This is a genomic window from Pseudodesulfovibrio hydrargyri (assembly GCF_001874525.1).
In the GTDB taxonomy this organism is placed as follows: domain Bacteria; phylum Desulfobacterota; class Desulfovibrionia; order Desulfovibrionales; family Desulfovibrionaceae; genus Pseudodesulfovibrio; species Pseudodesulfovibrio hydrargyri.
In genome coordinates this window covers 1,229,375-1,252,047 of sequence record NZ_LKAQ01000004.1, presented here as the reverse complement: position 1 = coordinate 1,252,047, position 22,673 = coordinate 1,229,375, and the positions used below count along the sequence as shown (strand labels likewise).

25 protein-coding genes and 1 pseudogene are annotated in these 22,673 nt (G+C 65.3%); 18 read left to right on the top strand and 8 right to left on the bottom strand.

The annotated features are described in order from the left end of the window. Nucleotides 1–17 precede the first annotated feature (17 nt). Nucleotides 18–872, bottom strand: coding sequence for an AraC family transcriptional regulator (locus BerOc1_RS10240; RefSeq protein WP_278248063.1), 855 nt, complete (start codon nt 870–872; stop codon nt 18–20). A gap of 203 nt (nt 873–1,075) precedes the next feature. On the opposite strand from BerOc1_RS10240, the gene BerOc1_RS10235 reads away from it, so the two are divergent. The 18 genes from BerOc1_RS10235 (at nt 1,076) to BerOc1_RS10150 (ending at nt 17,126) form a co-directional block, all read left to right on the top strand. Next, complete coding sequence (locus BerOc1_RS10235; protein ID WP_071545602.1) at nt 1,076–2,263, top strand: iron-containing alcohol dehydrogenase; 1,188 nt, start codon at nt 1,076–1,078, stop codon at nt 2,261–2,263. A gap of 42 nt (nt 2,264–2,305) precedes the next feature. After that, nucleotides 2,306–3,307 carry an aldo/keto reductase gene (locus BerOc1_RS10230; protein WP_071545601.1) on the top strand — a complete coding sequence of 334 codons (1,002 nt, stop codon included), beginning with the start codon at nt 2,306–2,308 and terminating at the stop codon, nt 3,305–3,307. Between the two features lie 80 nt (nt 3,308–3,387). Further along, nucleotides 3,388–4,437 carry an alpha/beta hydrolase gene (locus BerOc1_RS10225; protein WP_071545600.1) on the top strand — a complete coding sequence of 350 codons (1,050 nt, stop codon included), beginning with the start codon at nt 3,388–3,390 and terminating at the stop codon, nt 4,435–4,437. A 240-nt stretch (nt 4,438–4,677) separates the two neighbouring features. After that, a complete protein-coding gene (locus BerOc1_RS10220; RefSeq protein ID WP_071545599.1) occupies nt 4,678–5,277 on the top strand; it encodes a DapH/DapD/GlmU-related protein in 600 nt (199 codons plus the stop codon). A gap of 117 nt (nt 5,278–5,394) precedes the next feature. Continuing rightward, nucleotides 5,395–6,483 (top strand): Gfo/Idh/MocA family protein, encoded by a 1,089-nt coding sequence (locus BerOc1_RS10215; RefSeq protein ID WP_071545598.1) that lies wholly within the window; start codon nt 5,395–5,397, stop codon nt 6,481–6,483. Between the two features lie 219 nt (nt 6,484–6,702). After that, nucleotides 6,703–7,077, top strand: coding sequence for a cyclophilin-like fold protein (locus BerOc1_RS10210; protein WP_242652945.1), 375 nt, complete (start codon nt 6,703–6,705; stop codon nt 7,075–7,077). Between the two features lie 56 nt (nt 7,078–7,133). Further along, nucleotides 7,134–7,541 (top strand): cupin domain-containing protein, encoded by a 408-nt coding sequence (locus tag BerOc1_RS10205; RefSeq protein WP_071545596.1) that lies wholly within the window; start codon nt 7,134–7,136, stop codon nt 7,539–7,541. A gap of 127 nt (nt 7,542–7,668) precedes the next feature. Continuing rightward, nucleotides 7,669–8,133 (top strand): (R)-mandelonitrile lyase, encoded by a 465-nt coding sequence (locus BerOc1_RS10200; protein ID WP_071545595.1) that lies wholly within the window; start codon nt 7,669–7,671, stop codon nt 8,131–8,133. A gap of 91 nt (nt 8,134–8,224) precedes the next feature. Beyond that, nucleotides 8,225–8,881: a carboxymuconolactone decarboxylase family protein gene (locus BerOc1_RS10195; protein WP_084641364.1), complete on the top strand. Its 657-nt coding sequence runs from the start codon at nt 8,225–8,227 to the stop codon at nt 8,879–8,881. A gap of 90 nt (nt 8,882–8,971) precedes the next feature. Beyond that, nucleotides 8,972–9,505 carry a flavodoxin family protein gene (locus BerOc1_RS10190; protein ID WP_071545593.1) on the top strand — a complete coding sequence of 178 codons (534 nt, stop codon included), beginning with the start codon at nt 8,972–8,974 and terminating at the stop codon, nt 9,503–9,505. A gap of 16 nt (nt 9,506–9,521) precedes the next feature. Beyond that, on the top strand, nt 9,522–10,208 hold the full coding sequence (locus BerOc1_RS10185; protein WP_242652943.1) for a flavodoxin family protein: 687 nt from the start codon (nt 9,522–9,524) through the stop codon (nt 10,206–10,208). Nucleotides 10,209–10,224: 16 nt separating this feature from the next. After that, nucleotides 10,225–10,605 (top strand): tautomerase family protein, encoded by a 381-nt coding sequence (locus BerOc1_RS19170; protein ID WP_207503305.1) that lies wholly within the window; start codon nt 10,225–10,227, stop codon nt 10,603–10,605. Nucleotides 10,606–10,614: 9 nt separating this feature from the next. After that, entirely contained in the window at nt 10,615–11,457 is an 843-nt protein-coding gene (locus BerOc1_RS18680; protein ID WP_084641361.1) for a cyclophilin-like fold protein, read from the top strand. A 307-nt stretch (nt 11,458–11,764) separates the two neighbouring features. Beyond that, entirely contained in the window at nt 11,765–13,348 is a 1,584-nt protein-coding gene (locus BerOc1_RS10170; protein WP_071545592.1) for a Na+/H+ antiporter NhaC family protein, read from the top strand. Next, a complete protein-coding gene (locus BerOc1_RS10165) occupies nt 13,348–14,331 on the top strand; it encodes an aldo/keto reductase (protein ID WP_071545591.1) in 984 nt (327 codons plus the stop codon). Before BerOc1_RS10170 ends, BerOc1_RS10165 begins: the two co-directional genes overlap by 1 nt. A gap of 44 nt (nt 14,332–14,375) precedes the next feature. After that, nucleotides 14,376–15,560, top strand: a complete 1,185-nt coding sequence (locus BerOc1_RS10160; RefSeq protein WP_084641359.1) for an MFS transporter — start codon at nt 14,376–14,378, stop codon at nt 15,558–15,560. Nucleotides 15,561–15,744: 184 nt separating this feature from the next. Beyond that, nucleotides 15,745–15,966 (top strand): hypothetical protein, encoded by a 222-nt coding sequence (locus BerOc1_RS10155; RefSeq protein ID WP_071545590.1) that lies wholly within the window; start codon nt 15,745–15,747, stop codon nt 15,964–15,966. Between the two features lie 44 nt (nt 15,967–16,010). Continuing rightward, a complete protein-coding gene (locus BerOc1_RS10150; protein WP_071545589.1) occupies nt 16,011–17,126 on the top strand; it encodes an MBL fold metallo-hydrolase in 1,116 nt (371 codons plus the stop codon). Nucleotides 17,127–17,209: 83 nt separating this feature from the next. On the opposite strand, the gene metW is transcribed toward BerOc1_RS10150, so the two are convergent. From metW to BerOc1_RS10115, 7 genes and pseudogenes are all read right to left on the bottom strand, one after another. After that, entirely contained in the window at nt 17,210–17,827 is a 618-nt protein-coding gene (metW, locus tag BerOc1_RS10145; protein ID WP_071545588.1) for a methionine biosynthesis protein MetW, read from the bottom strand. Further along, a complete protein-coding gene (gene metX / locus BerOc1_RS10140) occupies nt 17,824–19,005 on the bottom strand; it encodes a homoserine O-acetyltransferase MetX (RefSeq protein WP_071547074.1) in 1,182 nt (393 codons plus the stop codon). The genes metW and metX overlap by 4 nt, the downstream gene beginning before the upstream one ends. 93 nt (nt 19,006–19,098) lie before the next feature. Beyond that, on the bottom strand, nt 19,099–19,509 hold the full coding sequence (locus tag BerOc1_RS10135; protein ID WP_071545587.1) for a MarR family winged helix-turn-helix transcriptional regulator: 411 nt from the start codon (nt 19,507–19,509) through the stop codon (nt 19,099–19,101). Between the two features lie 11 nt (nt 19,510–19,520). Beyond that, complete coding sequence (locus BerOc1_RS10130) at nt 19,521–20,339, bottom strand: sulfite exporter TauE/SafE family protein (RefSeq protein WP_071545586.1); 819 nt, start codon at nt 20,337–20,339, stop codon at nt 19,521–19,523. Between the two features lie 125 nt (nt 20,340–20,464). Beyond that, nucleotides 20,465–20,871: pseudogene (fosX, locus tag BerOc1_RS10125) on the bottom strand (FosX/FosE/FosI family fosfomycin resistance hydrolase). Next, nucleotides 20,868–21,269, bottom strand: coding sequence for a rhodanese-like domain-containing protein (locus BerOc1_RS10120; RefSeq protein WP_071545585.1), 402 nt, complete (start codon nt 21,267–21,269; stop codon nt 20,868–20,870). Before BerOc1_RS10120 ends, fosX begins: the two are co-directional and overlap by 4 nt. 3 nt (nt 21,270–21,272) lie before the next feature. Further along, a complete protein-coding gene (locus BerOc1_RS10115; protein WP_071545584.1) occupies nt 21,273–22,658 on the bottom strand; it encodes a mechanosensitive ion channel family protein in 1,386 nt (461 codons plus the stop codon). Nucleotides 22,659–22,673: the final 15 nt, after the last annotated feature.

Genomic DNA, 22,673 nt, shown 5'->3' with positions numbered 1-22,673 from the left:
TGTTGTGCGGCCGCGCCCTACGCCGAGCGCATGTCCCGCATGATCTCGGCCGGGCTCTGGCCGAAGTGCCGCTTGAATTCGCGGCTGAACTGGGACGGGCTCTCGTAGCCCACGGCGTCCGCGGCCAGGTAGGCCTTCATGTTCCGCTGCACGATCAGGTCCTTGGCCCGCGTCAGCCTGATCTTCTTGAGGTATTGGAGCGGGGATTCGGTGGTGATCTCCTTGAACGCCTTGTGGAAGGCCGACACGCTCATGTGGGCCGAGTCGGCCAGCTGCTGGACGTCGAGCTTTTCGGAAAAGCTTCCCTCCATCATGGTGATCACCTGGGCGACCTGGGCAAAGGTGTTGGAGCCCCGGGCCAGGGCGTAGAGCACCGGCGCCTGCGTTCCGCACAATGCCCGGTAATAAATCTCGCGGACCAGCCCCGGGGCCAGGATGCGGGCCTCGCGGTCGGTCTTGAGCGCCTTGATCAGCTTGATGGCCGCGTCCTTCATGTCCTGGTCCATGGCCGACGGTCCCAGCCCGAGCGGGTACTCGTTCTGCCGGAGGCGGGCCACGTCCTCCTTGACGTCCATCTGGCTGATCAGGTCGTTCAGCTGGCCCATGTCGATGTCGATGAACAGGCCGAGCAGGGGCACGTCCGGACTGGGGAACGACTCGCATTCAAAGGGCATGGACACGGACGTGACCAGGTAATTGTCCGCGTCGTAACGGAAGACCTGTTCGCCCAGGTAAGCGACCTTGTGCCCCGAGGCGACGATGCAAATTCCCGGATTGTACAGCATTGGCCTGCGTTTAACGTGCATCGTGTCCTTGAAAAAACGCACGCCCTTGAGCCTCGATTCTACGGCGTCACCGTCAATTGTAGCCATTTCTTTCAATAAATCAATAAGTTGTGGCATCACTCCACCTCCATTTCTTCACCCCTATTATGGACACCATTCTTTTGTTCAATACAAGAGAAAAGTTCTCACTAAAGAGGAATAGGCAAGGTTTTGAGAGGAACGTGCGTTCAAGGCCGACGAAGAAGGCCTTATATACTTATACGTCAACGCGAAAACAAAAGGAGTACATAATGAATTTCGAATTTCAAAATCCGACCCGCATCGTCTTCGGTGCCGAAACCCTCTCCCGTCTCGGGGAACTGGTCAGTGAATACGGCAAGAAGGCCCTCATCGTCACCGGCGGCGGCAGCGTCAAGCGCAGCGGCACCTTCGACAAGGTCGTCGAAAGCCTGAAGGCGGCCGGCGTGGACTTCGCCGAATGCGACGGCGTCGAGCCCAACCCGCGCCTCACCACGGTCTCGCGCGGCGCGGCCATCATCCGCGAACAGGGCTGCGACGTGATCGTGGCCGTGGGCGGCGGCAGCGTCATGGACGCCTCCAAGGTCATGGCCGCCGCGGCCCTGTACGACGGCGACCCGTGGGACATGATCCTGCACGGCCAGGAAGAGGTCTACGTGCCCACCGAGGCCCTGCCCGTGGTCACCGTGCCCACCCTGGCGGCCACAGGCTCCGAGGCCAACTGCGCCGCGGTCGTGACCAACGAGGAAACCACGGTCAAGTCCTTCATCTCCAACCCGGTGCTCTACCCCAAGGTCGCGGTCATGGACCCGGCCCTGACCGTGAGCGTGCCCAAGAACCAGACCGCCTACGGCGTCTGCGACCTGATCACCCACGTGACCGAGTCCTACCTGAACAGCGCCGTGAGCACGCCCATCCAGGACAGCCTGACCGAGGGCGTCATCAAGACCGCCATGGAGTGGGGCCCCAAGGCCATCGCCGACGGCAACGACGTGGAAGCACGCGCCCAGGTCATGTGGGCCGCCTCGGTGGCGCTCATCGGCTGGGCCCAGATCGGCACCGACGCCCCCTACCCGGTGCACATGATGGAGCACACCGTCTCCGCCTACCACGACATCACCCACGCGGCGGGCCTGGCGATCATCAACCCGGCCTGGATGCGCTTCTCGGCCAAGTCCAACACCGCCAAGTACGTCCAGTTCGCCGAGCGCATCTTCGGCCTCAAGGCCAAGTCCGCCGACGACCTCGACTGCGCGCTCAAGGGCATCGACCTGTTCGAGGAGTTCCTGCGCTCCATCGGCTGCCCGACCCGCTTCTCCGAGCTGGGCATCGACGACAAGCTGCTGAGGACCTACGCCGATGACACCCTGAAGATCATCAACGACGGCCAGGGCAACCTGCCGGGCATCCCGCCGCTGAGCGCGGACGACATGGTCGCGATCTTCCGCTCGGCGCTGTAGGCCCTCACTCCTCAACCCTCAACGAACAATACGGAGGCAGCCATGAAAACACGCACACTGGGAAACAACGGCCTGAGGGTCTCGGCCCTGGGCATGGGTTGCATGGGCATGAGCTATGCCTACGGGCCTCCGTCCGACAAGAAGGAGATGATCTCGCTGATCCGCGCCGCGGTGGAGCGGGGCGTCACCTTCTTCGATACCGCCGAGGTCTACGGGCCCTTCATCAATGAAAAGCTGGTGGGCGAGGCCCTGGAGCCCTTCCGGGGACAGGTGGCCATCGGCACCAAGTTCGGCTTCAACACGGCGGGCGACGCCCGGGGCATGGAGGGCGGCCCGCTCCTCGACAGCAGGCCGGAGCATATCCGGCAGGTCGCCGAGGACTCGCTCAAACGGCTGCGGGTCGAGGCCATCGACCTGTTCTACCAGCACCGGGTCGACCCCGAGGTTCCCATCGAGGACGTCGCGGGCACGGTGCGGGATCTGATCCGCGAGGGCAAGGTCCTCCACTTCGGCCTGTCCGAGGCGAACGCGGAGACCATCCGCCGTGCCCACGTGGTCCAGCCGGTGGCCGCCCTGCAGAGCGAGTACGCCCTGTCCTGGCGGCGGCCCGAGGAAAACGTGTTGCCCACCCTCAAGGAGCTGGGCATCGGCCTGGTCGCCTTCGGGGCCCTGGGCCGGGGATTTCTGGCCGGAACCATCGGCGAGGACACGGTCTTCGACAAGACGGACTTCCGAGGCACCATCCCCCGCCTTCTGCCGGACGCCCGCAGGGAGAACATGCCCATCGTCGACCTGCTGCGCCGGGTCGCGGCCGAAAAGGACGCCACCCCGGCGCAGATCGCCCTGGCCTGGGTCATGGCCCGGGAGCCGTGGATCGTTCCCATCCCCGGCATCCGGACCTTCCCCCAGCTGGAGGAGGACCTGGGCGCGCTGGACGTGACGCTCACCCCGGATGACCTCTCGATGATCGACGAGGCCGCCTCGAAGATCGTAATCCGGGGGCTGCGCGAGCCGGAATCCACATTGCAATACATGGCCGATTGACCCGGCCGGGCCGCGCGGCTCTTTGGTCCGGGTCGCGATAGTGACAACCGCAACAATCATTCGAACTGATGGAGGCCACAATGAAACTTACCGCTTTTGTGACCAAGCTGATGAAAACCGCACTGCCGGTGCTGACCCTGGTGCTGGCGGCCAACCTTGCCTATGCGGAGGAAGATATGACCTGGGACAAGACATTCAAATTGAGCGACAAGGTCGTTCACGAAAAGGTTTCGTACCCCAACCGGTACGGCATCACCCTGTCCGCGGACATGTACATGCCCAAGGACATGGACAAATCCAAGAAATACCCGGCGCTGGTCGTGGGTACGCCCTACGGCGGCGTCAAGGAGCAGGGCGCGGGCATCTACGCCCAGACCATGGCCGAGCGCGGCTTCGTGGCCATCGCCTTTGACGAGTCCTTCAACGGCGAAAGCGGCGGCGAGCCCCGCCACATCTCGTCCCCGGAAATCTTCTCCGAGGACTTCAGCGCGGGCGTGGACTTTCTGGGCACCCGTCCCTTCGTGGACCGGAACCGGATCGGCGCCATCGGCATCTGCGGCAGCGGCGGGTTCGCCCTCAAGGCCGCGCAGGTCGACCAGCGCATCAAGGCCGTGGCCACCGCGTCCATGTACGACATGAGCCGCGTGATCCGAAACGGCTGGCAGGATTCCATGACCGACGAGGAGCGCACCAAGGTGCTCACCGAGCTCGGCGAGCAGCGCTGGAAGGACTTCGAGAACGGCGCCCCCATGCTGCCCGAGGGCTTCCCGACCGAAGCGGTCAATTCCATTCCCGAGGGGCTGGACCCGATCATGAGCGAGTTCTGGGAATACTACGCCATGCCGCGCGGCCACCATCCGCGCTCCCACGGCCCGTTCACGGCGACCAGCAACATGGCCTTCACGAACTTCCCGCTGCTCAACTACATCGACACCATCTCGCCGCGCCCGATCCTGTTCATCATGGGCGAGAAGGCGCATTCCCGGTACTTTACCGAGGACGCCTACAAGATGGCCAAGGAGCCCAAGGAGCTGGTCATCGTCCCCGGCGCGCGGCACATCGACCTGTACGACCGCACGGACATGATCCCGTTCGACAAGCTTGAGGACTTCTTCACCAAGTCGCTGTAGCAACCGCGAGAAAACCGGGCCCGCCGCCAGTCCGGCGGCGGGCCTTCAAGGGTGAACCCCCATGGCGGCGCAACGCCCCTGCCCCGCGCCGTCGCTCGAACGGTTTTTCCCGACAGCGGTTTTGCTCACCGCTGTCTCGCCTTTTGTGATAAGATGAAGCGGTGCCTCTCCTCCGGGGCGCGCCCGGCAATCCGCACCGGCTCCGAACCTGGCCGAAACATATATGGGAAACAAATAAAAATGGACCTCAAGCAACTTCTCGAAATCTTCGACAACGGCCAGCCCATAGAGGCCGGATCGGACGCCCACTCCCTCCTGGTGCATTACAGCAACGAAGCCATGCGCATCACGGCGGAGCTGAACAACGCCTACCACTCGCCCGACGAAGTCCGTTCGCTCATGGCCGCGCTCACCGGCAGGGAGGTGGACGGCACCTTCACCCTGTTCCCCCCGTTCCACAGCGATTTCGGCAAGAACATAACGATCGGCAAGAACGTGTTCATCAACGCCTGCTGCAACTTCCAGGACCAGGGCGGGATCACCATCCAGGACGGCGCGCTGATCGGCCACAAAGTGGTCCTGGCCACCGTGAACCACGGCTTCGCCCCGGAAAAGAGGCAATTGAACTACCCCGCCCCCATCGTCATCGGCAAGAACGTCTGGGTCGGGTCCAACGCGACCATACTCCAGGGAGTCACGGTCGGGGACGACGCCATCGTGGCCGCCGGAGCCGTGGTCACCAAGGATGTGGCTCCGGGCACCATCGTGGGCGGTGTCCCGGCCCGGTTCCTCAAGACCGTGGCCGAGGCGGAACGCGAGCAAGAGCAAGGGGCCGCATAGACCGGCGGCCATGGAAACGGCGACGCTCCCCGGAACGGAGGGAACCGGAGAGCCAGAAAAACGAAACGGGCAAGACCCGCATATTTTCGTTCAGGACACTAAAAAAAGGATGTCATCATGAGCAAGATCAAAGTTGGATTCATCGGATTGAACCCGGACAGCCACTGGGCTTCCACCGCGCATATCCCGGCGCTCAAGTCCCTGGCCGACGACTTCGAGGTCGTGGGCGTGGCCAACTCCACCCCGGAAAGCGGGAAGAGGTCCGCCGAGGCGCTCGGCCTGAAACACGCCTTTGACACGCCCATGGACCTGGTCGCCTCGGACGGGATCGACCTGGTCGTGGTCACTGTCAAGGTGCCCTACCATTTCGAACTGGTCTCCGCCGCGCTTGAGGCGGGCAAGAACGTGCACTGCGAGTGGCCGCTCGGCAACGGGTTGGAAGAGGCCCGCAAGCTGTCCGCCCTGGCCAAGGAAAAGGGCGTGGTCGCCACCGTGGGCACGCAGATGCGCGCGGCCGTGGAGGTCGAATACCTGGGCAAGCTGATTGCGGACGGGTACGTCGGCGAGGTGCTCTCCTCGACCATCGTGGCCGACGCCGGGGGCTGGGGCACGGAGACGGTCGCCGACCTCGCCTACCTCAACGACAAGGCCACGGGCGCGACCATGCTGACCATCCCGTTCGGGCACACCCTGGCCGGGGTGCGCGACGTGCTCGGCGAGTTCAAGGACATCGCCGGACGCATGGTTCTGCGCCGCGACAAGGTCAAGGTGACCGACACCGGCGAGACCCTGACCGCCACCTCCGAGGACCAGATCATGGTCAACGGCGTGTTTGAAAGCGGCGCGGCCTTCTCGGCCCACTACCGGGGCGGCATGTCCCGGGGGACCAACTTCCTCTGGGAGATCAACGGCACCGAGGGCGATATCCAGGTCAGGGCCGGGTTCGGCCACGGCCAGATGGCCCAGCTCTCCCTGTTCGGCGCGAACGGCGAAGAGACCGAAATGCACCCCCTGGCCGTTCCGGCCGAGCTGTACGAAGGCCGCCCGGAAGAGGTCATCCCGCGCAACGTCGGCGGCATCTACGCCCTGGTCGCCGGGGACATCAGGAACGGCACCCGCAACGCCCCCAGCTTCGCGGACGCCGTCAGGCTGCACGAACTACTGGACGCCATCGAGCGGACCTCCGAGAAAGTCGCCGGGCGGTAGCAGTCTTGCCCGATCCTCCGATTTCGGAGGATCGGGCAATTTTTCAGGAGGATTGTCCAAACCGTCCCGCCCCGGGCGATGTATAGGAATCAGAGATTGCGAAACACCTTACTCAAGAACGTATTCGTGATATGCTTCGTCCTCATGGGCGCTCTGGCCCATGTTCCGAACGCCCCGGCGGCGCCCGGGGACGGCGGCGGTCACGAAGGAGCGAACACCATGTCCGAGAACACGACCGATATCCAGTTGATCGTCGGCGAGACCGTGATCCCCGCGGTGCTCAACGACAGCAAGCCTGCCCAGGCGCTGCTGGCCAAACTGCCGTACACCGTGCGGCTGCAGCGCTACGAACACGACTTTTGCGGGGTCATGAGCGACTCGCTGCCCTTTGACAAGACCAGCCTGCGCAGCGGGTGGAAGAACGGCGACATCGCCTATGCCGTGGACGGGAACTATTTCGCCATCCTTTACAAGGATGAGGAGATTTCCCAACAGTTCGACGGTATGGTCACCATGGGCGCGCTCGACTGCCCCCCGTCCGTCATGGAGACCCTGGACCGGAGCATTTCCGTCCGGATAGAGCTGAAAAAATAGTCTGTCGCCCGCCGAACCGCGGGCAAACGGGCAAGAACAACGCAAGGAGTTTAACCATGAGCGATACCTTCAAGGGAGACGGCATCTTCCCCAAAGGGCCCCTGAACGAGGCCTACGCCGCCTATTTCACCGGCACCAGCTATCTGGAAATGCTTTCCACCGAAGGCGTGTACATCGGCAACGTGACCTTCGAGCCCGGCTGCCGCAACTTCTGGCACATCCACCACAAGGGCGGCCAGATCCTGCTCGTGACCGGCGGACGCGGCTGGTACCAGGAGGCCGGAAAACCGGCCCGCGAACTGCGCCCCGGCGACGTGGTCAACATCGCGCCCGAGACCAAGCACTGGCACGGCGCCGCCAAGGATTCCTGGTTCGCCCACGTGGCGGTGGAGGTCCCGGCCGAGGGCAAGTCCAACGAGTGGCTGGAGCCGGTTTCCGACGAGGAGTACGACGCCCTGGGCTAACCGGCCCCCGGCGTCCGCACCCGAATTTCGTCGGCCATATGGCCGACGCACCACCCGGGCAACTCCTTCGCGGGGCTCGCAGTGCTCTCCCCAAGGGGGAATCCGGACCAACGAAAAGGAGCATGCAATGAAGAAACTGATCCTGATCATGGCCGTGCTGGCCTTCGCCGCCGTGGCGTACGCCGAACAGGGCCAGGTGCCCTACCTGCAGGGAACGCAGAAATCCTTCAAGGGCCCGGCCGAGTACTTCACCGGCGACGTGACCGTGGACATGCTGTTCCCGCCCAACGAGACCGCCCAGTACTCGGGCGCGTACGTCACCTTCCAGCCCGGGGCCCGGACCAACTGGCACTGGCACCCGGCCGGACAGCACATGATCGTGACCGACGGCGTGGCCCTGACCGGCACGCGCGACGGCAAGGTCATCGAGTTCCATGAAGGGGAGACCGTATGGTGCCCGGTGGGCGTGGACCACTGGCACGGCGCGACCCCGGACGCGCCCATGACCCACCTGGTGATCTCCGGCGTGAAGGACGGCAAGGCTGTCGTCTGGAAGGAAAAGGTCACCGACGAACAATACATGAAGCGATAGGAGGCCGGCCGTGCGAACCCGGAAACACTTCCCGTTCCTGATCTCTCTGGCCCTGGTCCTCGGTATCGCGGCGACAACGGAGGCAAGCGAAATGAACAAGGAAACAACCCTCGACGCCCGCCAAAAGGCCATCGTGACCATCGCCGCCTTCACCACCACGGGCGACACGGCCCGGCTCAAACCGGCCCTGAACGAAGGGCTGGACGCCGGGCTGACCGTCAACGAGGTCAAGGAAGTCCTTGTCCAGATGTACGCCTACGCGGGCTTTCCCCGCAGCCTGGGCGGAATCTGGACCTTCATGGGCGTGATGGACGAACGCAAGGCCAAGGGCATCGAGGATGAAATGGGCAAGGAAGCCTCGCCGCTTCCGGCCGACTTCAACCGCGACGCCTACGGCGCCCGCGTGCGCGCCGACCTGTCCGGGCTCAAGGAAGTCCCCAAGGAAGACGCCCCGTACCAGAAGTTCGCGCCGATCATCGACACGTACCTCAAGGAGCACCTGTTCGCGGACATCTTCGCCCGCGACGTGCTGACCCGCCAGGAACGCGAACTGGCGACCATCGCCTGCCTGGCCAGCCTGGGCCGGGCCGAGGGGCCGCTCGGCTTCCACATGGGCGCGGCCATGAACACCGGCCTGTCCAAGGGCCAGATGCACGACTTCGTCAAGGTCCTGGACGCCGAGGTGGGCAAGGACGAGGCGGACAGCGCGGGCAAGGTGCTCGCCAAGGTCCTCGAAGCCCGCAAGTAGCCGGACCCCATTAACACAAACGGCGTCCGCTCCGGTGAAGGAATCGCCTGTCCCGGAGCGGCCGCCGCAAAATTTCACCCCCTACGAATCATGAGCAAGAACATACTGATCATTTCGGCCAGCCCCAGAAAGAACGCCAACTCCGACATCCTGTGCGACGAGTTCCTGCGCGGGGCCGAGGAGGCCGGACACCGGGCGGAGAAGATCCGCCTGGCCGAACGGCACATCAACTACTGTACCGGATGCTGCACCTGCGTCGGCAAGCCCGGCCGGTGCGTCCAGAAGGACGACATGAACGCCATCTACGAACAGATTCTGGCGGCCGACGTCCTGGTCCTGGCCAGCCCGGTCTACTTCCGTTCCTTCAACGGCCAGATGAAGACCTTCATGGACAGGGTCTGCCCCATCTATCCCCTGATCCACGACAAGGACGTCTACTTCATCGCGGCCGCGGCGGGCGGCAGCTTCCCGGTGGAAAGCACGTTTACGGGCTACCGGGTCTTCACCGACTGCCTGGACGTGACCGAAAAGGGGACCGTGGCCGTGACCGGCCTATGGAACGCGGGCGGGGCCAAGGGCACCCCCGCGAGCAAGAAGGCCTTTGAACTGGGCCGCAGCGTCTAACCCGGAAGAGGCCGCCATGCGGGAACGCGACAGGGACACGGACCGGACGGGGATTTTCCGGGAGCGGCGCGAGCTGCTCAAGGCGGGGGCGACCCTGGTCGCGGCCCCGGTCGCGGCGGCCATGGCGTCCGCGCAACCGGCGCAGGCGGAATCCGGCCCGGCCAAGGCCGTGAAAAACGTGCTGATCGTCTCGGCCAGCCCCAGGGACGAGGGCAATTCCGACATCCTGTGCGACGAGTTCCTGCGCGGCGCCGCAGAGGCCGGGCACCGGGCCGAGAAGATCCGGCTGTCGGACCTCGACATCAACTTCTGCCTCGGGTGCTGCTCGTGCATCTCCGACCCCGGCTCCTGCGTGCAGGACGACGACATGGCCCCGCTCATGAAAAAGGCCCTGGAGGCGGATGTCCTGGTCCTGGCCAGCCCGGTCTATTTCATGACCTTCAACGCCCGGATGAAGAACTTCATCGACCGTTTCTGCCCCATCTACACCATGGTCCGCGACCTGGACGTCTACTTCATCGCCTCGGCGGCGGGTGGCCGGCGGTCCATCGACAGCGTGGTCGCCGGGTTCAGGGTCTTCACCGATTGCCTGTACGGGGCCCGGGAACGGGGCGTGGTCGCCTGCACCGGCATCTGGGACGAGGGCGGCGTCAAGGGGACGGGCTCTCTCCGGGAGGCCTACGACATGGGCCGCAACGTCTAGAAACGCGGAGACGATGATGAGCAACAAGGGATTTTCGCGGCGGGAGTTCATGGTCAAGGGAACCATCGGTCTCGGCTTGGCCGTCACGTTTGAACTGAGCGGGCTGGGCGGCGCCGTCAACGCGCGCGCCGTCAAGGCCCTGGCCGCCGAGGCGGCAAAGGAGAGGATCATGCCCCATGTCAGCGTCATGCTCTGGCCCGGCCGGTCGGAAGAGGACAAGAAACGTCTGGCCGAGGCCATTACCGAGGACGTGGTCCGCATCACCGGGGCCAGCCCGGCCTCGGTCTCGGTGTCCATCGAGGACGTCCCGTCCGATGAGTGGAAGGAGCGGGTCTACGATCCCGAGGTCCGGGACAAGGCCGATCTGCTGTACAAGAAACCTGGATACTCGATGTAGGGGGACGCCATGGATATTGCCGTCAATCGCATTCTGCTGGCCTGCCTCGCCGCTCTCGCGGCGGCCTGCTTCCCTGCCACAGCCCTGGCCGCCGGTGGCGCGGGCGAGGAAAAGAACACCCTTTCCCTGTCCGGCATGCGGGTGGAGATCGCCTCGCAGGGCAGGACCGCGACCTTCCGGCTCTACGACACGGACGCGGCCCGCGAATTCTACGAACAGCTGCCGCTCTCGCTCGACCTGTCCAACTTCCGCGACGCGCAGTGGATGTTCTATCCACCCAAGAAGCTGAACGTGAAGCCGGAGGAGGCGTACCACGACGGGAAAAAGGGCGAGCTGAGCTACTACGCGCCGTGGGGCGATGCCTTCATGCTCTACGAGGATTTTTACGCGGGCGATGAAATGCACCGCCTGGGCGTCGGATTGAGCGGCATCGACGACATCGAGGCGATGTCCGGGACCGCCGTGATCCGCAAGATGAACCCCACCGACCAAAAGGATGAAAAGACCATGCGCATAACCGTCAAAGCCAACGGCAAGACCATCGTGTTCGAACTCAACGACAGCCAGGCCTCCAAGGACCTGTATGCCCAGCTGCCGCTCGACATCGACGTGGAGAACTACAGCAGCAACGAGAAGATATACTACCCGCCCAAGAAGCTGGGGACTTCGAACACCCCGCTGGTCAAGGCGGCCAAACCCGGCACCCTGGCCTACTACGCGCCCTGGGGCGACGTGGTCATGTTCTTCGGGACCTTCGGTTCCGCGTCCGGGCTGTACGAACTCGGCAAGGCCGTGCAAGGGGGCGACCAGATCCCCTCCCTGAGCGGCACTCTGCGTATCGAGGCCGAATAGACCCGCATAGATTGGATTTACAGGATTTTCATGCCACCTCAGCAGCGCGCCTCGCCCCCGAAAGGGGGTTGAGGGGCGCTGCGCCCCGCCGCAACTCCGGAGAATCGGGCAAGAAATGAAGACGAATCGTCTACCGGATTCTCCCCGATCCGTCCTAGTATAGAACCGTCCACAGCAAGGCCCGGACCTTTCCGCAGTACACCGCGCCCCCCGGCGCGCGGCCCGGCGGCATTCCCGGCCCCGGGCCGGACCGCCTCGCCATGGGCGCGGCACGCCGAAGCAAAACGACCGTAACGGAGATTCATCAATGGAACAATTCAATGCGGGGTGGCTCTCGCTCCTGCCCCCGTGCATCACCATCATACTGGCCCTGCGGACCAAGGAGATCGTCTCCTCCCTGTTCGTCGGTGTCCTGGCGGGTTCGCTCATCTATTGCGTGGGCGTAGGCAACGCGCCCTACCCGCTGAAGACCGTGGAGGTCGCCTTCCAGCTCATCGTCTCCAAGGTGGACTTCAACGTCATCGTCTTCGGCTCCCTGCTCGGCTCGCTGATCTACCTGGTGGCGGCCACGGGCGGGACCAACGCCTACGCGCGGTGGGCGACCCGGCGCATCAGGAGCAAGCGCAGCGCCCTGCTGGCCACCACCGGGCTGGGCGTGGTCATGTTCATCGACGACTACTTCAACTGCCTGTCCGTGGGCACCGTGATGCAGCCGGTCACGGACAAGTTCCGCATCTCGCGGGCCAAGCTCGCCTACATCATCGACACCACGGCCGCGCCCATCTGCATCATCGCGCCCCTGTCCAGCTGGGCCGTGGGCGTGGGCGGCAACATCAAGACCACCGGCGCGTTCCAGAGCGACTTCGCCGCCTTCGTGGCCTCCATCCCGTGGAACTTCTACGCCCTGTTCTCCCTGCTGGTGGTCGTGCTGGTCAGCTGGGGCGGGTTCGATTTCGGCCCCATGCGCCGCGAGGAGGACCAGGCCCAGGCCATGGGCTCCGCCCCCGAACCCCCTGAAACGGAACCGGGCGGCACGGCCCCGCAAGCGGGCGGAGGGCACATGATCGATATGCTCCTGCCCATCGGCGGGCTGATCCTCTTCGCGATTCTGGCCCTGCTCTACACCGGCGGCTACTGGGGCGACGACCCGGCCCGCCATTCCCTGGCCGCCGCCCTGGGCAACTGCGACGCGGGCCGCGCGCTGGTCCTGGCCTCCTTCGGCGCCCTGGCCGTGGCCTTCGTCCTGTTCGTACCGCGCAAGGTCCTGACCCTGGCCGAGTTCATGAACGGCGCGGTGGAGGGGATCAAGACCATGCTGCCGTGCGTCGTCGTCCTGGTCCTGGCCTGGGCCATGGGCGGCCTGTGCCGAGAGCTGCTGCAGACCCCCCAGTACATCGCGGACATGATCGGCACGGGCGGGAACATGATCTTCGCCCTGCCCCTGATCTTCTTCGCCCTGGCCGGGTTCCTGAGCTTCTGCACCGGCACCTCCTGGGGCACCTTCGGCATCCTCATCCCCATCGCCGTGCCCGTGGTCCAGGCCCTGGACCCGTCCCTGGTCCTGGTCAGTCTGTCCGCCGTGCTGGCGGGCAGCGTGTTCGGCGACCACAGTTCGCCCATCTCGGACACGACCATCCTGTCCAGCGCCAACGCGGGCTGTCCGCTCATCGACCACGTCTCCACCCAGATGCCCTACGCCACGGTGGCCTTCATCGGCAGCGCCGTGGGCTATCTGGTGGCGGGCATGACCGGAGGCAGGCTGGTCCCCAGCTTCGCCGCCGGATTCCTGGCGACCCTGTTCTGCCTGCTGGTCCTGCGCAACAACGGGTGGGCGGCCGTAACCCGGCGGCTGTCCCCGAACCGGCAATCCCGGGGCATGGGAGAAGCGTGATGCGTAAGAGAACGCTCGGCAAAAACGGACTGACGGTTTCGGCACTCGGCCTGGGCTGCATGGGGCTGAGTTTCGCCCAGGGCCCGGCCCTGGACAAGGACAAGGCCGTGGAGCTCATCCGCATGGCCTGTGAAAACGGGGTGACTTTTTTCGACACCGCCGAGGTCTACGGGCCGTTCGTCAACGAGGAGGTGGTCGGCGAGGCCCTGGCCCCGTTCAAGGGCGAGGTGGCCGTGGCCACCAAGTTCGGCGTGCGCTTTGCGGACGGCGTCCAGACCATGGACAGCCGACCCGAGACCATCCGGGCCTCGGTGGAAGGGTCACTGCGCCGCTTGCGCGTGGAGACCATCGACTTATATTACCAGCACCGCGTGGACCCCGAGGTGCCCGTGGAGGACGTGGCCGGGGTCGTGAAGGAGCTCGTGGACCAGGGCAAAATCCGCCATTGGGGAATTTCGGAACCGGGCGTTGCGACCATCCGCCGCGCCCACGCCGTGCTGCCTCTGGCCGCCGTGCAGAGCGAATACTCCATGATGTGGCGTCAGCCCGAGGCGGAACTGATCCCCACGCTCGAGGAGCTGGGCATCGGCCTGGTCCCGTACAGTCCGCTGGGCAAGGGATTTTTGACCGGCCGGTTCGACAAGACCTCGACCTTCGGCAAGGACGACTTCCGCTCCCTCGTGCCGCGCTTCAGCCCGGAGAACCTGGACGCCAACCAGGTCCTGGTCCGGCTGGTGGAACAGACCGCAAAGGAAAAGGAAGCCACCCCGGCCCAGATCGCCCTGGCCTGGGTCCTGGCCCGCAAGCCGTGGATCGTGCCCATCCCCGGGACCAAGAACCCGCAGCGGCTGCGGGAAAACCTGGGGGCCGCCGACATCGAACTGACGGCGGACGAGGTGAGGAGGCTGGACGGTGCCCTGGCGGACATCGAGATCGCCGGGGACCGCTACCCGGCCCACCTGGCGAAACAGACCGGGCGGTGATCCCGCAACCTATAGCGACACGTTCGAGATACAGGATATATATTTTGGAAACCCTGCGTAAAAACATCGGCTTCATCGCGGCCACGCTGTCCATGCTCATGGCCTTTGCCGCCTCGGCCACGCCGATCCCGCTCTATGACGTCTACCGCCGCGCGGAAGGACTGACCTACAACGACCTCTCCCTGACCGCCGTGGTCTATTTCATCGGCGCGATCTCGGCCCTGCTGTTCTTCGGCCGCATCTCGGACCACCTGGGCCGCAAGCCGGTCACCCTGCTCGCCTTCGCCCTCTCGGCCGTGGCCAGCTTCATCCTCCTGCGCGTGGACAGCGCGACGCCCCTGATCGTCGCCCGGCTCCTGCTCGGGCTCTCCTGCGGCCTGGCCTCCAGCGCCATCGCGGCCTACGTGGTGGACAGCGCCCCGCCTTCCTTAAGCTGGCTGTCCGCCGTGATCGTGGGCAACGCGCCCATGGTCGGGCTGACCCTGGGCGCCCTGGCCTCGGGCGCACTGGTCGAGTACGGCCCGTACCCGAAGATGCTCTGCTACGTCATCGTCCTGATCGAAACGGCGGTGGTCTGCGTCCTGATCCTGACGGGCAGGGAGACGGTGAAGCGCAAGCCCGGCCTGGCCGCCTCGCTCCGGCCCGCCTTTTCCATGCCCCAGGCCGACCGGCGGCTGTTCCCCATCGCGGCCTGCCTCTTTCTGGCCACCTGGGCCCTGGGCGGATTCTTCCAGGCCTACGGCCCATCCATCGCGGCCGACCAGCTCGGCTCCAGGAGCACGCTCACGGCCGCCGTCGTGTTCTCCTCCTTCCTGCTGCCCAGCGCCATCGGCGGTCCGTTGACGGCCCGGTTCTCCCCGGCCAAGGCCCAGCGCATCGGCATCGTCATCTTCACCCTGGCCCTGGGCGGGATCATCCTGGCCGTGAAGATGTCCATGATCACCAGCTTCCTGATCATGAGCGCCATCGCGGGCGCGGCCCAGGGCGTGGCCCTGACCGGGAGCATCCGCTCCCTGCTCGACGGCGTCGCCTCGTACAACCGCGCCGGAATCCTGTCGCTGCTCTACGCCACGGCCTACACCGGCGCGGCGGTGACCAGCTTCCTGGCCGGGCAGCTGTCCAAGTTCCTGAACCTGTACCAGTTGGTCCTGTGCTACGGCGGCCTGGCCGCCGTGGCCTGCGTGATCACCCTGATCTTCGCCCGCGAACCCCGGGAATGCCGGGCATAGCCCCTGCCCGCAGCACGAATGGGCAACGAATCCCCGCCGAAACCGGAGAGAATGGACTTCATTTTGGACGATCGGGCAACAATCGTGGAGAAATGGCCTACATGGTCCAGGCGGAATGGCGTAAGGTTGATACGTCAGGGTGGGGGAAGGATGTCCCTTCCCGCCCGACCGCAAGGAGCTTGATATGAACATCACCGAAATATACCAGACGATCCTCCAACTGTCGCACGCCGCCTGGGACTGCGCCGCCACCGTCGGCGGCTGGTTCTCGGCCGAACTGCTCTGTTCCATGACCGTGAACATCACCATCCTGGCCGCCGTGCTCTTCGGCGCGGTCCGGCTGTTCGCGCCGGTGCGCGTGAAGGAGCAGGCCGATTCCCGCCGAAACCCGCTGCGCCGCGGCTGACCCGGCCCGGCCACGGACCTGACCGCAACGCAAGGCTCGCCGCCATGAACATGCTCTACAAGATCATCATCCTTCTCGCCCTGCTGGCCCTGGTGCTGGCCGTCTCGGGCTGCTTCTACTTCCGGCAGGCCAAGTTCGGCAGGCTCCCCCAGGGAGACCGACTGGACCGCATATCCCGGTCCCCCAACTACCAGGGCGGGACCTTCCACAACCGCGAGCCCTTCGTCAGCGTGGTCGAGGGCGGCGAGGGGTTCGGCCTGTGGCTGAAGTTCCTGTTGCGCAGCGACGACAACCTGACCCCGCCCGGCCCCGTTCCCGTGGTCAAGACCGACCTCAAGTCCATGGCCCCGGACCGGGACGCCGTGATCTGGCTCGGCCACTCCTCCTATTTCATCCGTCTGAACGGCCGGACCATCCTGATCGACCCGGTCCTGAGCGACCACGCCGCGCCCGTGTCCTTCTCGACCCGCGCCTTTGACGGCACGACCCTCTACACCGCCGAAGACATCCCGGACATCGACTACCTGCTCATCTCCCACGACCACTGGGACCACCTGGACTACGACACCGTGACCGCGCTCCGGCCCAGAATCGGGCGCATCGTCACCGGCCTGGGCGTGGGCGCCCACTTCGCCAGCTGGGGGTTCCCGGAGGAAATGATCGTGGAGGCCGACTGGGACGACACCGTGCGCCTGGAGGACGGGTTGACCCTTTATGTCCTGACCGCCCGGCACTTCTCCGGCCGCCTGTTCGACCGCAACCGCACCCTGTGGGTCGCCTTTGCCCTGGAGACCGGTTCGCGGCGCATCTTCTACAGCGGCGACAGCGGCTATGGGGCCCACTTCAAGGCCATCGGAAAGCGCTTCGGCGGATTCGATCTTGTCCTGCTCGACAGCGGGCAATACAACGAGGCTTGGCAGTACGTGCACATGAACCCGGAGCAGGCGGCCCAGGCCGCCCTGGACCTGCGCGCCGCGTCCGCCCTGCCGTCGCACACGGGCCGGTTCAACATCTCCTACCACTCCTGGGACGACCCCTTCCGCCGCTTCGTCACGGCGGGCCAGGGCAAGCCCTATCGCCTGGTCACCCCGGAGATCGGCGAGGTCGTCCGCCTGGACGACCCGCAACAAACCTTCACCCGCTGGTGGGAAACGCTCTAGCGGCCGCCGCCCGGCGCAAAAAAGTCCCCGCCATGCCGTTCGCATGGCGGGGACTTTTTTGCGCCGTAAGATAGGCGGGAATCCTAGTCCGACCCGGGCCGCCGAGCCTGGCCGAGCATGAAGATGCCGAAGGTGGCGAACAGGTTGGGCAGCCAGGTGATGACCTTGCCCTGCTCGTCGTGGTGGTGGGTGGAGATGGCCACCTCCTTGACGATGGGCACGCCCAGGTGTTTGCAGAAGCGGCGGAAGTCGATGATCGGGATGACCCGGATGTTCGGGGTGTTGTACCACTCGTAGGGCAGCTCCTTGGACATGGGCGCGCGCCCGGTGAAGAGCATCTGGAGCCGGTTCCGGTAGTGGGTGAAATTCGGGAACGAGACGATGCCGAGCCGCCCCACGCGCAGCATCTCGCGCAGCAGGGTCTCGGGGTCCAGAACCTGCATCAGGGCCTGGGACAGGATGACGTAGTCGAACGCGTTGTCCGGGTAGTCCTCGATCTCCTCGTAGATGTCGCCGTGAATGACGGACAATCCCTTGGCGATGGCCTGGCCCGCGGCCTCCTCGTCGATCTCGATGCCGGTGCCGATGATTGCCTTCTCTTCGGTCAGGTGGGCCAGCAGCGAGCCGGTGCGGCAGCCGAGGTCGAGGACGCGGCTGCCCGGTTCTATCCAGGTGGCGATGACTTGGAGGTCGAATCTCATGCAACATCTCCGATGCGGCAGTGCAGGCAGATCTTGTTCAGGAACCCGGAGAGCAGGTCGCTTAAGCGCGTGTTGGGCAGCAGGAAGGCGTCGTGCCCCCACGGGGCCTCGATCTCGCAGAACGAGACGTCCAGGCTGTTCTTCTTCATGGCCTTGACCATGGTCTTGGACTGGTAGGTCGGGTAGAGCCAGTCCGAGGTGAAGGAGACCACCAGATAGCGGCAGGAGGCCCGCGAAAAGGCGGCCACCAGGGAGCCGTCGCCGTAGTGGTTCTCGAGGTTGAAATAGTCGGCGGCCTTGGTCAGGTAGAGGAACGAGTTGGCGTCGAAGCGGTCCACGAACTTGTTGCCCTGGTAGCGCAGGTAAGACTCCACCTGAAAATCGGCCTCGAAGTCGAAGGACAGCTCCACGCGGTCCTGGAGCCTGCGGTCGAACTTGTGGCGCATGGACTCGTCGGACAGGTAGGTGATGTGCCCGACCATGCGGGCCACGGCCAACCCGTGCTCCGGGCGGCCGGACTCGTAGTAGTCGCCCCGGTTCCACTTGGGGTCGGCCATGATCGCCTGGCGGGCGACCTCGTTGAAGGCGATGGCCTGGGCCGAGTGCTTGGTGGTGGTGGCCAGGGGGATGGCCGCGTGCACGCGGTGCGGGTAGCGCACGGACCATTCCAGGACCTGCATGCCGCCCACGGACCCGCCGACCACGGCCAGCAAGGTGTCGATGCCGAAGGAGTCCACCAGGCGGCGCTGGGCGCGGACCATGTCGCCGATGGTCACCACCGGGAAGGACGCGCCGTACGGGCGGCCGGTCTCCGGGTTCTCGGACGAGGGCCCGGTGGAGCCCATGCACCCGCCGATGACGTTGGAGCAGATGACGAAATACTTGTCCGTGTCGATGGGCTTGCCCGGCCCGACCATGAGGTCCCACCAGCCCGGCTTGGGATCGTTGCCGTCGTAGAACCCGGCCACGTGGGAATCGCCGGTCAGGGCGTGGCAGACCAGGATGGCGTTGGTCCTGTCCGCGTTCAGGGTGCCGCAGGTCTCGTAGGCCAGGGTGACCGGACCGAGCCTGCGCCCGGATTCGAGCACCAGCGGCTCGTCCGCGCCGAAGGTGAAGAACTTCTTCTCCACCAGCCCCACTGACTCGCCGGTCTCGATCTGGTCGATATACTCGCTCATGGCGGAGAAAATAAGGCAGGCGGGCCCGGCGGTCAATGGCGCGCCCATCGGGAAGCGTGATGGGCGGGATATGCGACGGCCGGGGCGGACGGCCTAGAACTGCGCGTTCATGCTCGTCAGGCAGCGCAGCAGCGCCTCGCGGTCGTCGGGCGGACAGGCGGCCACCAGGTCTTCGGTCAGGCGCAGGTGCAGACGGTCGTGCTCCTCGAAGAGCGCCTTGCCCTGGTCCGTGAGCTCCACGTTGATGGACCGGCGGTCCGTGTCGTGGGGCACGCGGCGCACGCACTCCTTGTCCTCCAACCGGTCCACCAGCACGGTCAGGGTGCCGGTGGTGATGCCCATGGCCTCGGCCAGTTCCTTCATGCGCATGGCCCCGTGGATGCCGAGGACCTCCAGGGTGTGCATCTGCGGCAGGGTCATGCCCTTCTCGCGGACCACGTCGTGCTCCCAGGACGAGAGCTTCTCGAAAAACTCCACGATGGCGTGGTTGATTCTGCCGACCATGTCCCCTCCCTCTAGATGGACGTGTACAGGCTGTAGGCCCCGAAGGCGATGGTCATGACCCCGGCGGCGCGCATGACCAGGGGCTCGATCCACTCCTGTGTCAGGGTGCGCATCAGCCCGGCGGCCTTGTAGATGGCGAAGATGATCGCGCCGAGCGTCAGCCCGGTGGCCACGGCGTAGACCCCGAAGACCGCCGTGCCCTTGAGCACGCTGCCCGAGTCGAGAGCGTAGGTGTACATGAGCGCCACGGTCGGGCAGGGCACGATCATATTCACGAAGCCGATGGTGAACAGCCCCCAGACGGTCATGGACCGGGCGGTCGGCTTGCAATCGTGGCCCGCGCAGGCGTGGCAGCGGCCTTCATGGGCGGCCTCGTGGTGATCGTGGTCGTGGTGGTGATGATCGTGATCATGGCCCTGCTCCCCGTGATCGTCGTGGGCGTGCCCGTGCTCATGGCCGTCATCGTGATGGTGCCCGTGGTCATGGTCATGCCCATGGTCGTGGTCGTGGCTGTGCAGCAGGTGCGGCCTGAAGATCAGGATCAGCCCCAGGACGAGCAGGACCGCGAAGGTGGCCACGTCCACGTACAGGGTGAAGGACTCGGGGATGGCCAGGGAGATCGAACCGAGCGTCAGCCCGATGAGCAGGCAGGCCAAGGTGGTCCCGGCGATGAACGACAGGGTCAGGGACAGGACCCTCCCGCCGCGCTTCTCGCCGTACACGAACGGGGCCAGGACCAGCCAGGAGTGGCCGCACGGGTTGACCCCGTGCACCAGCCCGAGCAGCACGCTCGACTGCAGGGCCACCCAGAATATGGAATCGAATTGCATGCGCCATCCAGTTTGTTTGAAAGAGGTATAGTTTGACTTTCAAACCTTCTAAGCGGGATTTAGTTTGAGTGTCAAGCTAAAATCCCGAACCGGCCCAGGGATGGAACATGGAGAAGGGAAACAGGTCAGGCCGGTCCTGAATAGGCGGCCAGCCGGTCGGCCAGGGTGCCGGTGTGCAGTTCGAAGAGGTGGTTGTCGTGGTCGTGGAAATAGAGGGAGCGCCCTACCCGTCCATGCGGGAGCGGCCCGTACGGACCTCGACCCCGTGCTCCCGGACGCGGCGCTCGTAGGCCGTAAACTCGCTGTCCGGGATCTTGAAGGCCACGTGGTTGTAGGTCGGCTCCCGAAGGGGATCGCCCCGCATGACCGCCACCCAGACCCCGCCGATGACGAAGAACCGCTCGCGGGACAGGGAGTGCGTGTCCGGGCCGCTGTCGTAGACCCGCTCGGCCTCGAAGACCGCCCGCAGGAACGCTTCCATGCGGTCCAGGTCGCGGACGATGAAGGTGACGTGGCTGAGCCCCTCGATCATGGCGAGACCGTGTCCCCGCCGAACAGCTTCCACACGGCCATGCCGCCGGTCAGGTTGCGTACGTCGGTGTAGCCGCCCCGCTGCATCTGGCGGACCGTGGGCGGAGAGCGGTGTCCGGTCATGCAGATGACGACCACAGGCTTGGTCGGATCGAGCGCGGCCAGGGCCAGTTCATTGAGGGTCGCCGGATAGGGCACGTTGACCGCGCCGGGGATGTGGAAGAATGCGTATTCGGCGCGGGTGCGCACGTCGATGAGAGTCGGGGGCGGCGTATCCGCGCGCTTCAACTCCGCCTTGAGGGCCCACGGAGACAGGGGGCGCACGCCGGCCAGCCACCAGCCCACGTCCCACAGGACCAGCAGGGCCAGGACGATGAGCGCGGCGGTAAAAACGCGCACGGGCTATCCCTTGGACTCGTCGGGCGCGATGTCGGCGGGCTCGTCGTGCGTGTCTCCGCCCTTTTGCGCGTCGCCCCGGTCCACGGTCACGGCCAGGGCCGAGCCGGGCTTGAGGAGCACGTCCCGCTGGGGGAACGGGAAGGCGATGCCGTTTTCGTGGAACAGGTCCCAGATGCGCTTGAGCACGTCGCTCTTGATGTTGGTCACCCCGTCGTTGGTGTCCGCGATCCAGGCCCGCAGCTCCAGGTTGACCGAGCTGTCGCCGAACTCGATGAGCATGGCCCTGGGCTCGGGCGAGGTCAGGATGCGCTTCATGCCCTTGGGGGCCTCCTCCATGAGGCGCAGGGCCTTGTTCACGTCGGATTCGTAGGCCACGCCCACCGGTATCTTGAGCCGGATGTTGGTATCCGAGTAGGTCCAGTTGATGACCTCGTTGGTCACGAAGTGCTCGTTGGGGATCAGGTATTCCTTGCCGTCGCGGGTCTTGACCGAGGAGAAGCGGCCGTACACCCCGCTGACCACGCCGAACACGCCGCCCACTTCGATGGTGTCGCCCGGCTTGATGGACCGGTCCATGAGCAGGATGATCCCGGCCACGTAGTTGGAGATGATCGTCTGCAGCCCGAAGCCTATGCCCACGCCGAGCGCGCTGGAGAAGATGGCCAGGCTGGTCAGGTCGATGCCCACGCTGGACATGGCCATGAGGATGGCGATGGTGAACAGCGCGACCTTGACCGTCTTGCCGAGCAGGACCTGGACCGAGGGCGAGACGTCGCGCATGTTGCCGATGCGGCTCACCGCGAACCGGGAGAGCATGACCGCGGCCTGCAGGAAGATCACGGCCAGGATCAACCCCTTGAGCGCGCCCAGGGCCGTGAACCGGGTGTCGCCCATGGAGAACGACAGGTTCTGCAGGAAAGTGGTGAACGGGGTGAGCAGGCCGAGGATGTGCAGGCCGACAAAGACCCAGACCACGGTGGACGTGGACCGGGCCAGCCCCTTGTTGGGCATGGTCAGGGCCAGCAGCCGGATGGCGATGCCGGCCACGGTCAGCTGGCTGAGCGCGTCCAGGACCCACGGCCGGTATTCCAGCAACTCGAAGGCCCCGGCCGCCATCTGGGCCAGGAGGATGAACAGGACCAGCCCGCCGGTCTGGATCACGACGTAGAGCGCGCCCCGGCCAAGCGGGTTGCGCACATGGACGTAGCGCCAGCGCTCCAACCGGGGGCGGATCACGCGCCACACGGCCAGGGCGATCAGCAGGGCCCCCAGCGCGCACAGCCATTGGGCCGCCGTGCGCCAGGTCAGCACGTTGGTCTGGAGCCATTTCTCCAGGAACAGGAGAATCTCCGAAATCTTGGCCATGACCGGCGAGAGCTGCTCTTCCATGGGAAACCTCGGATC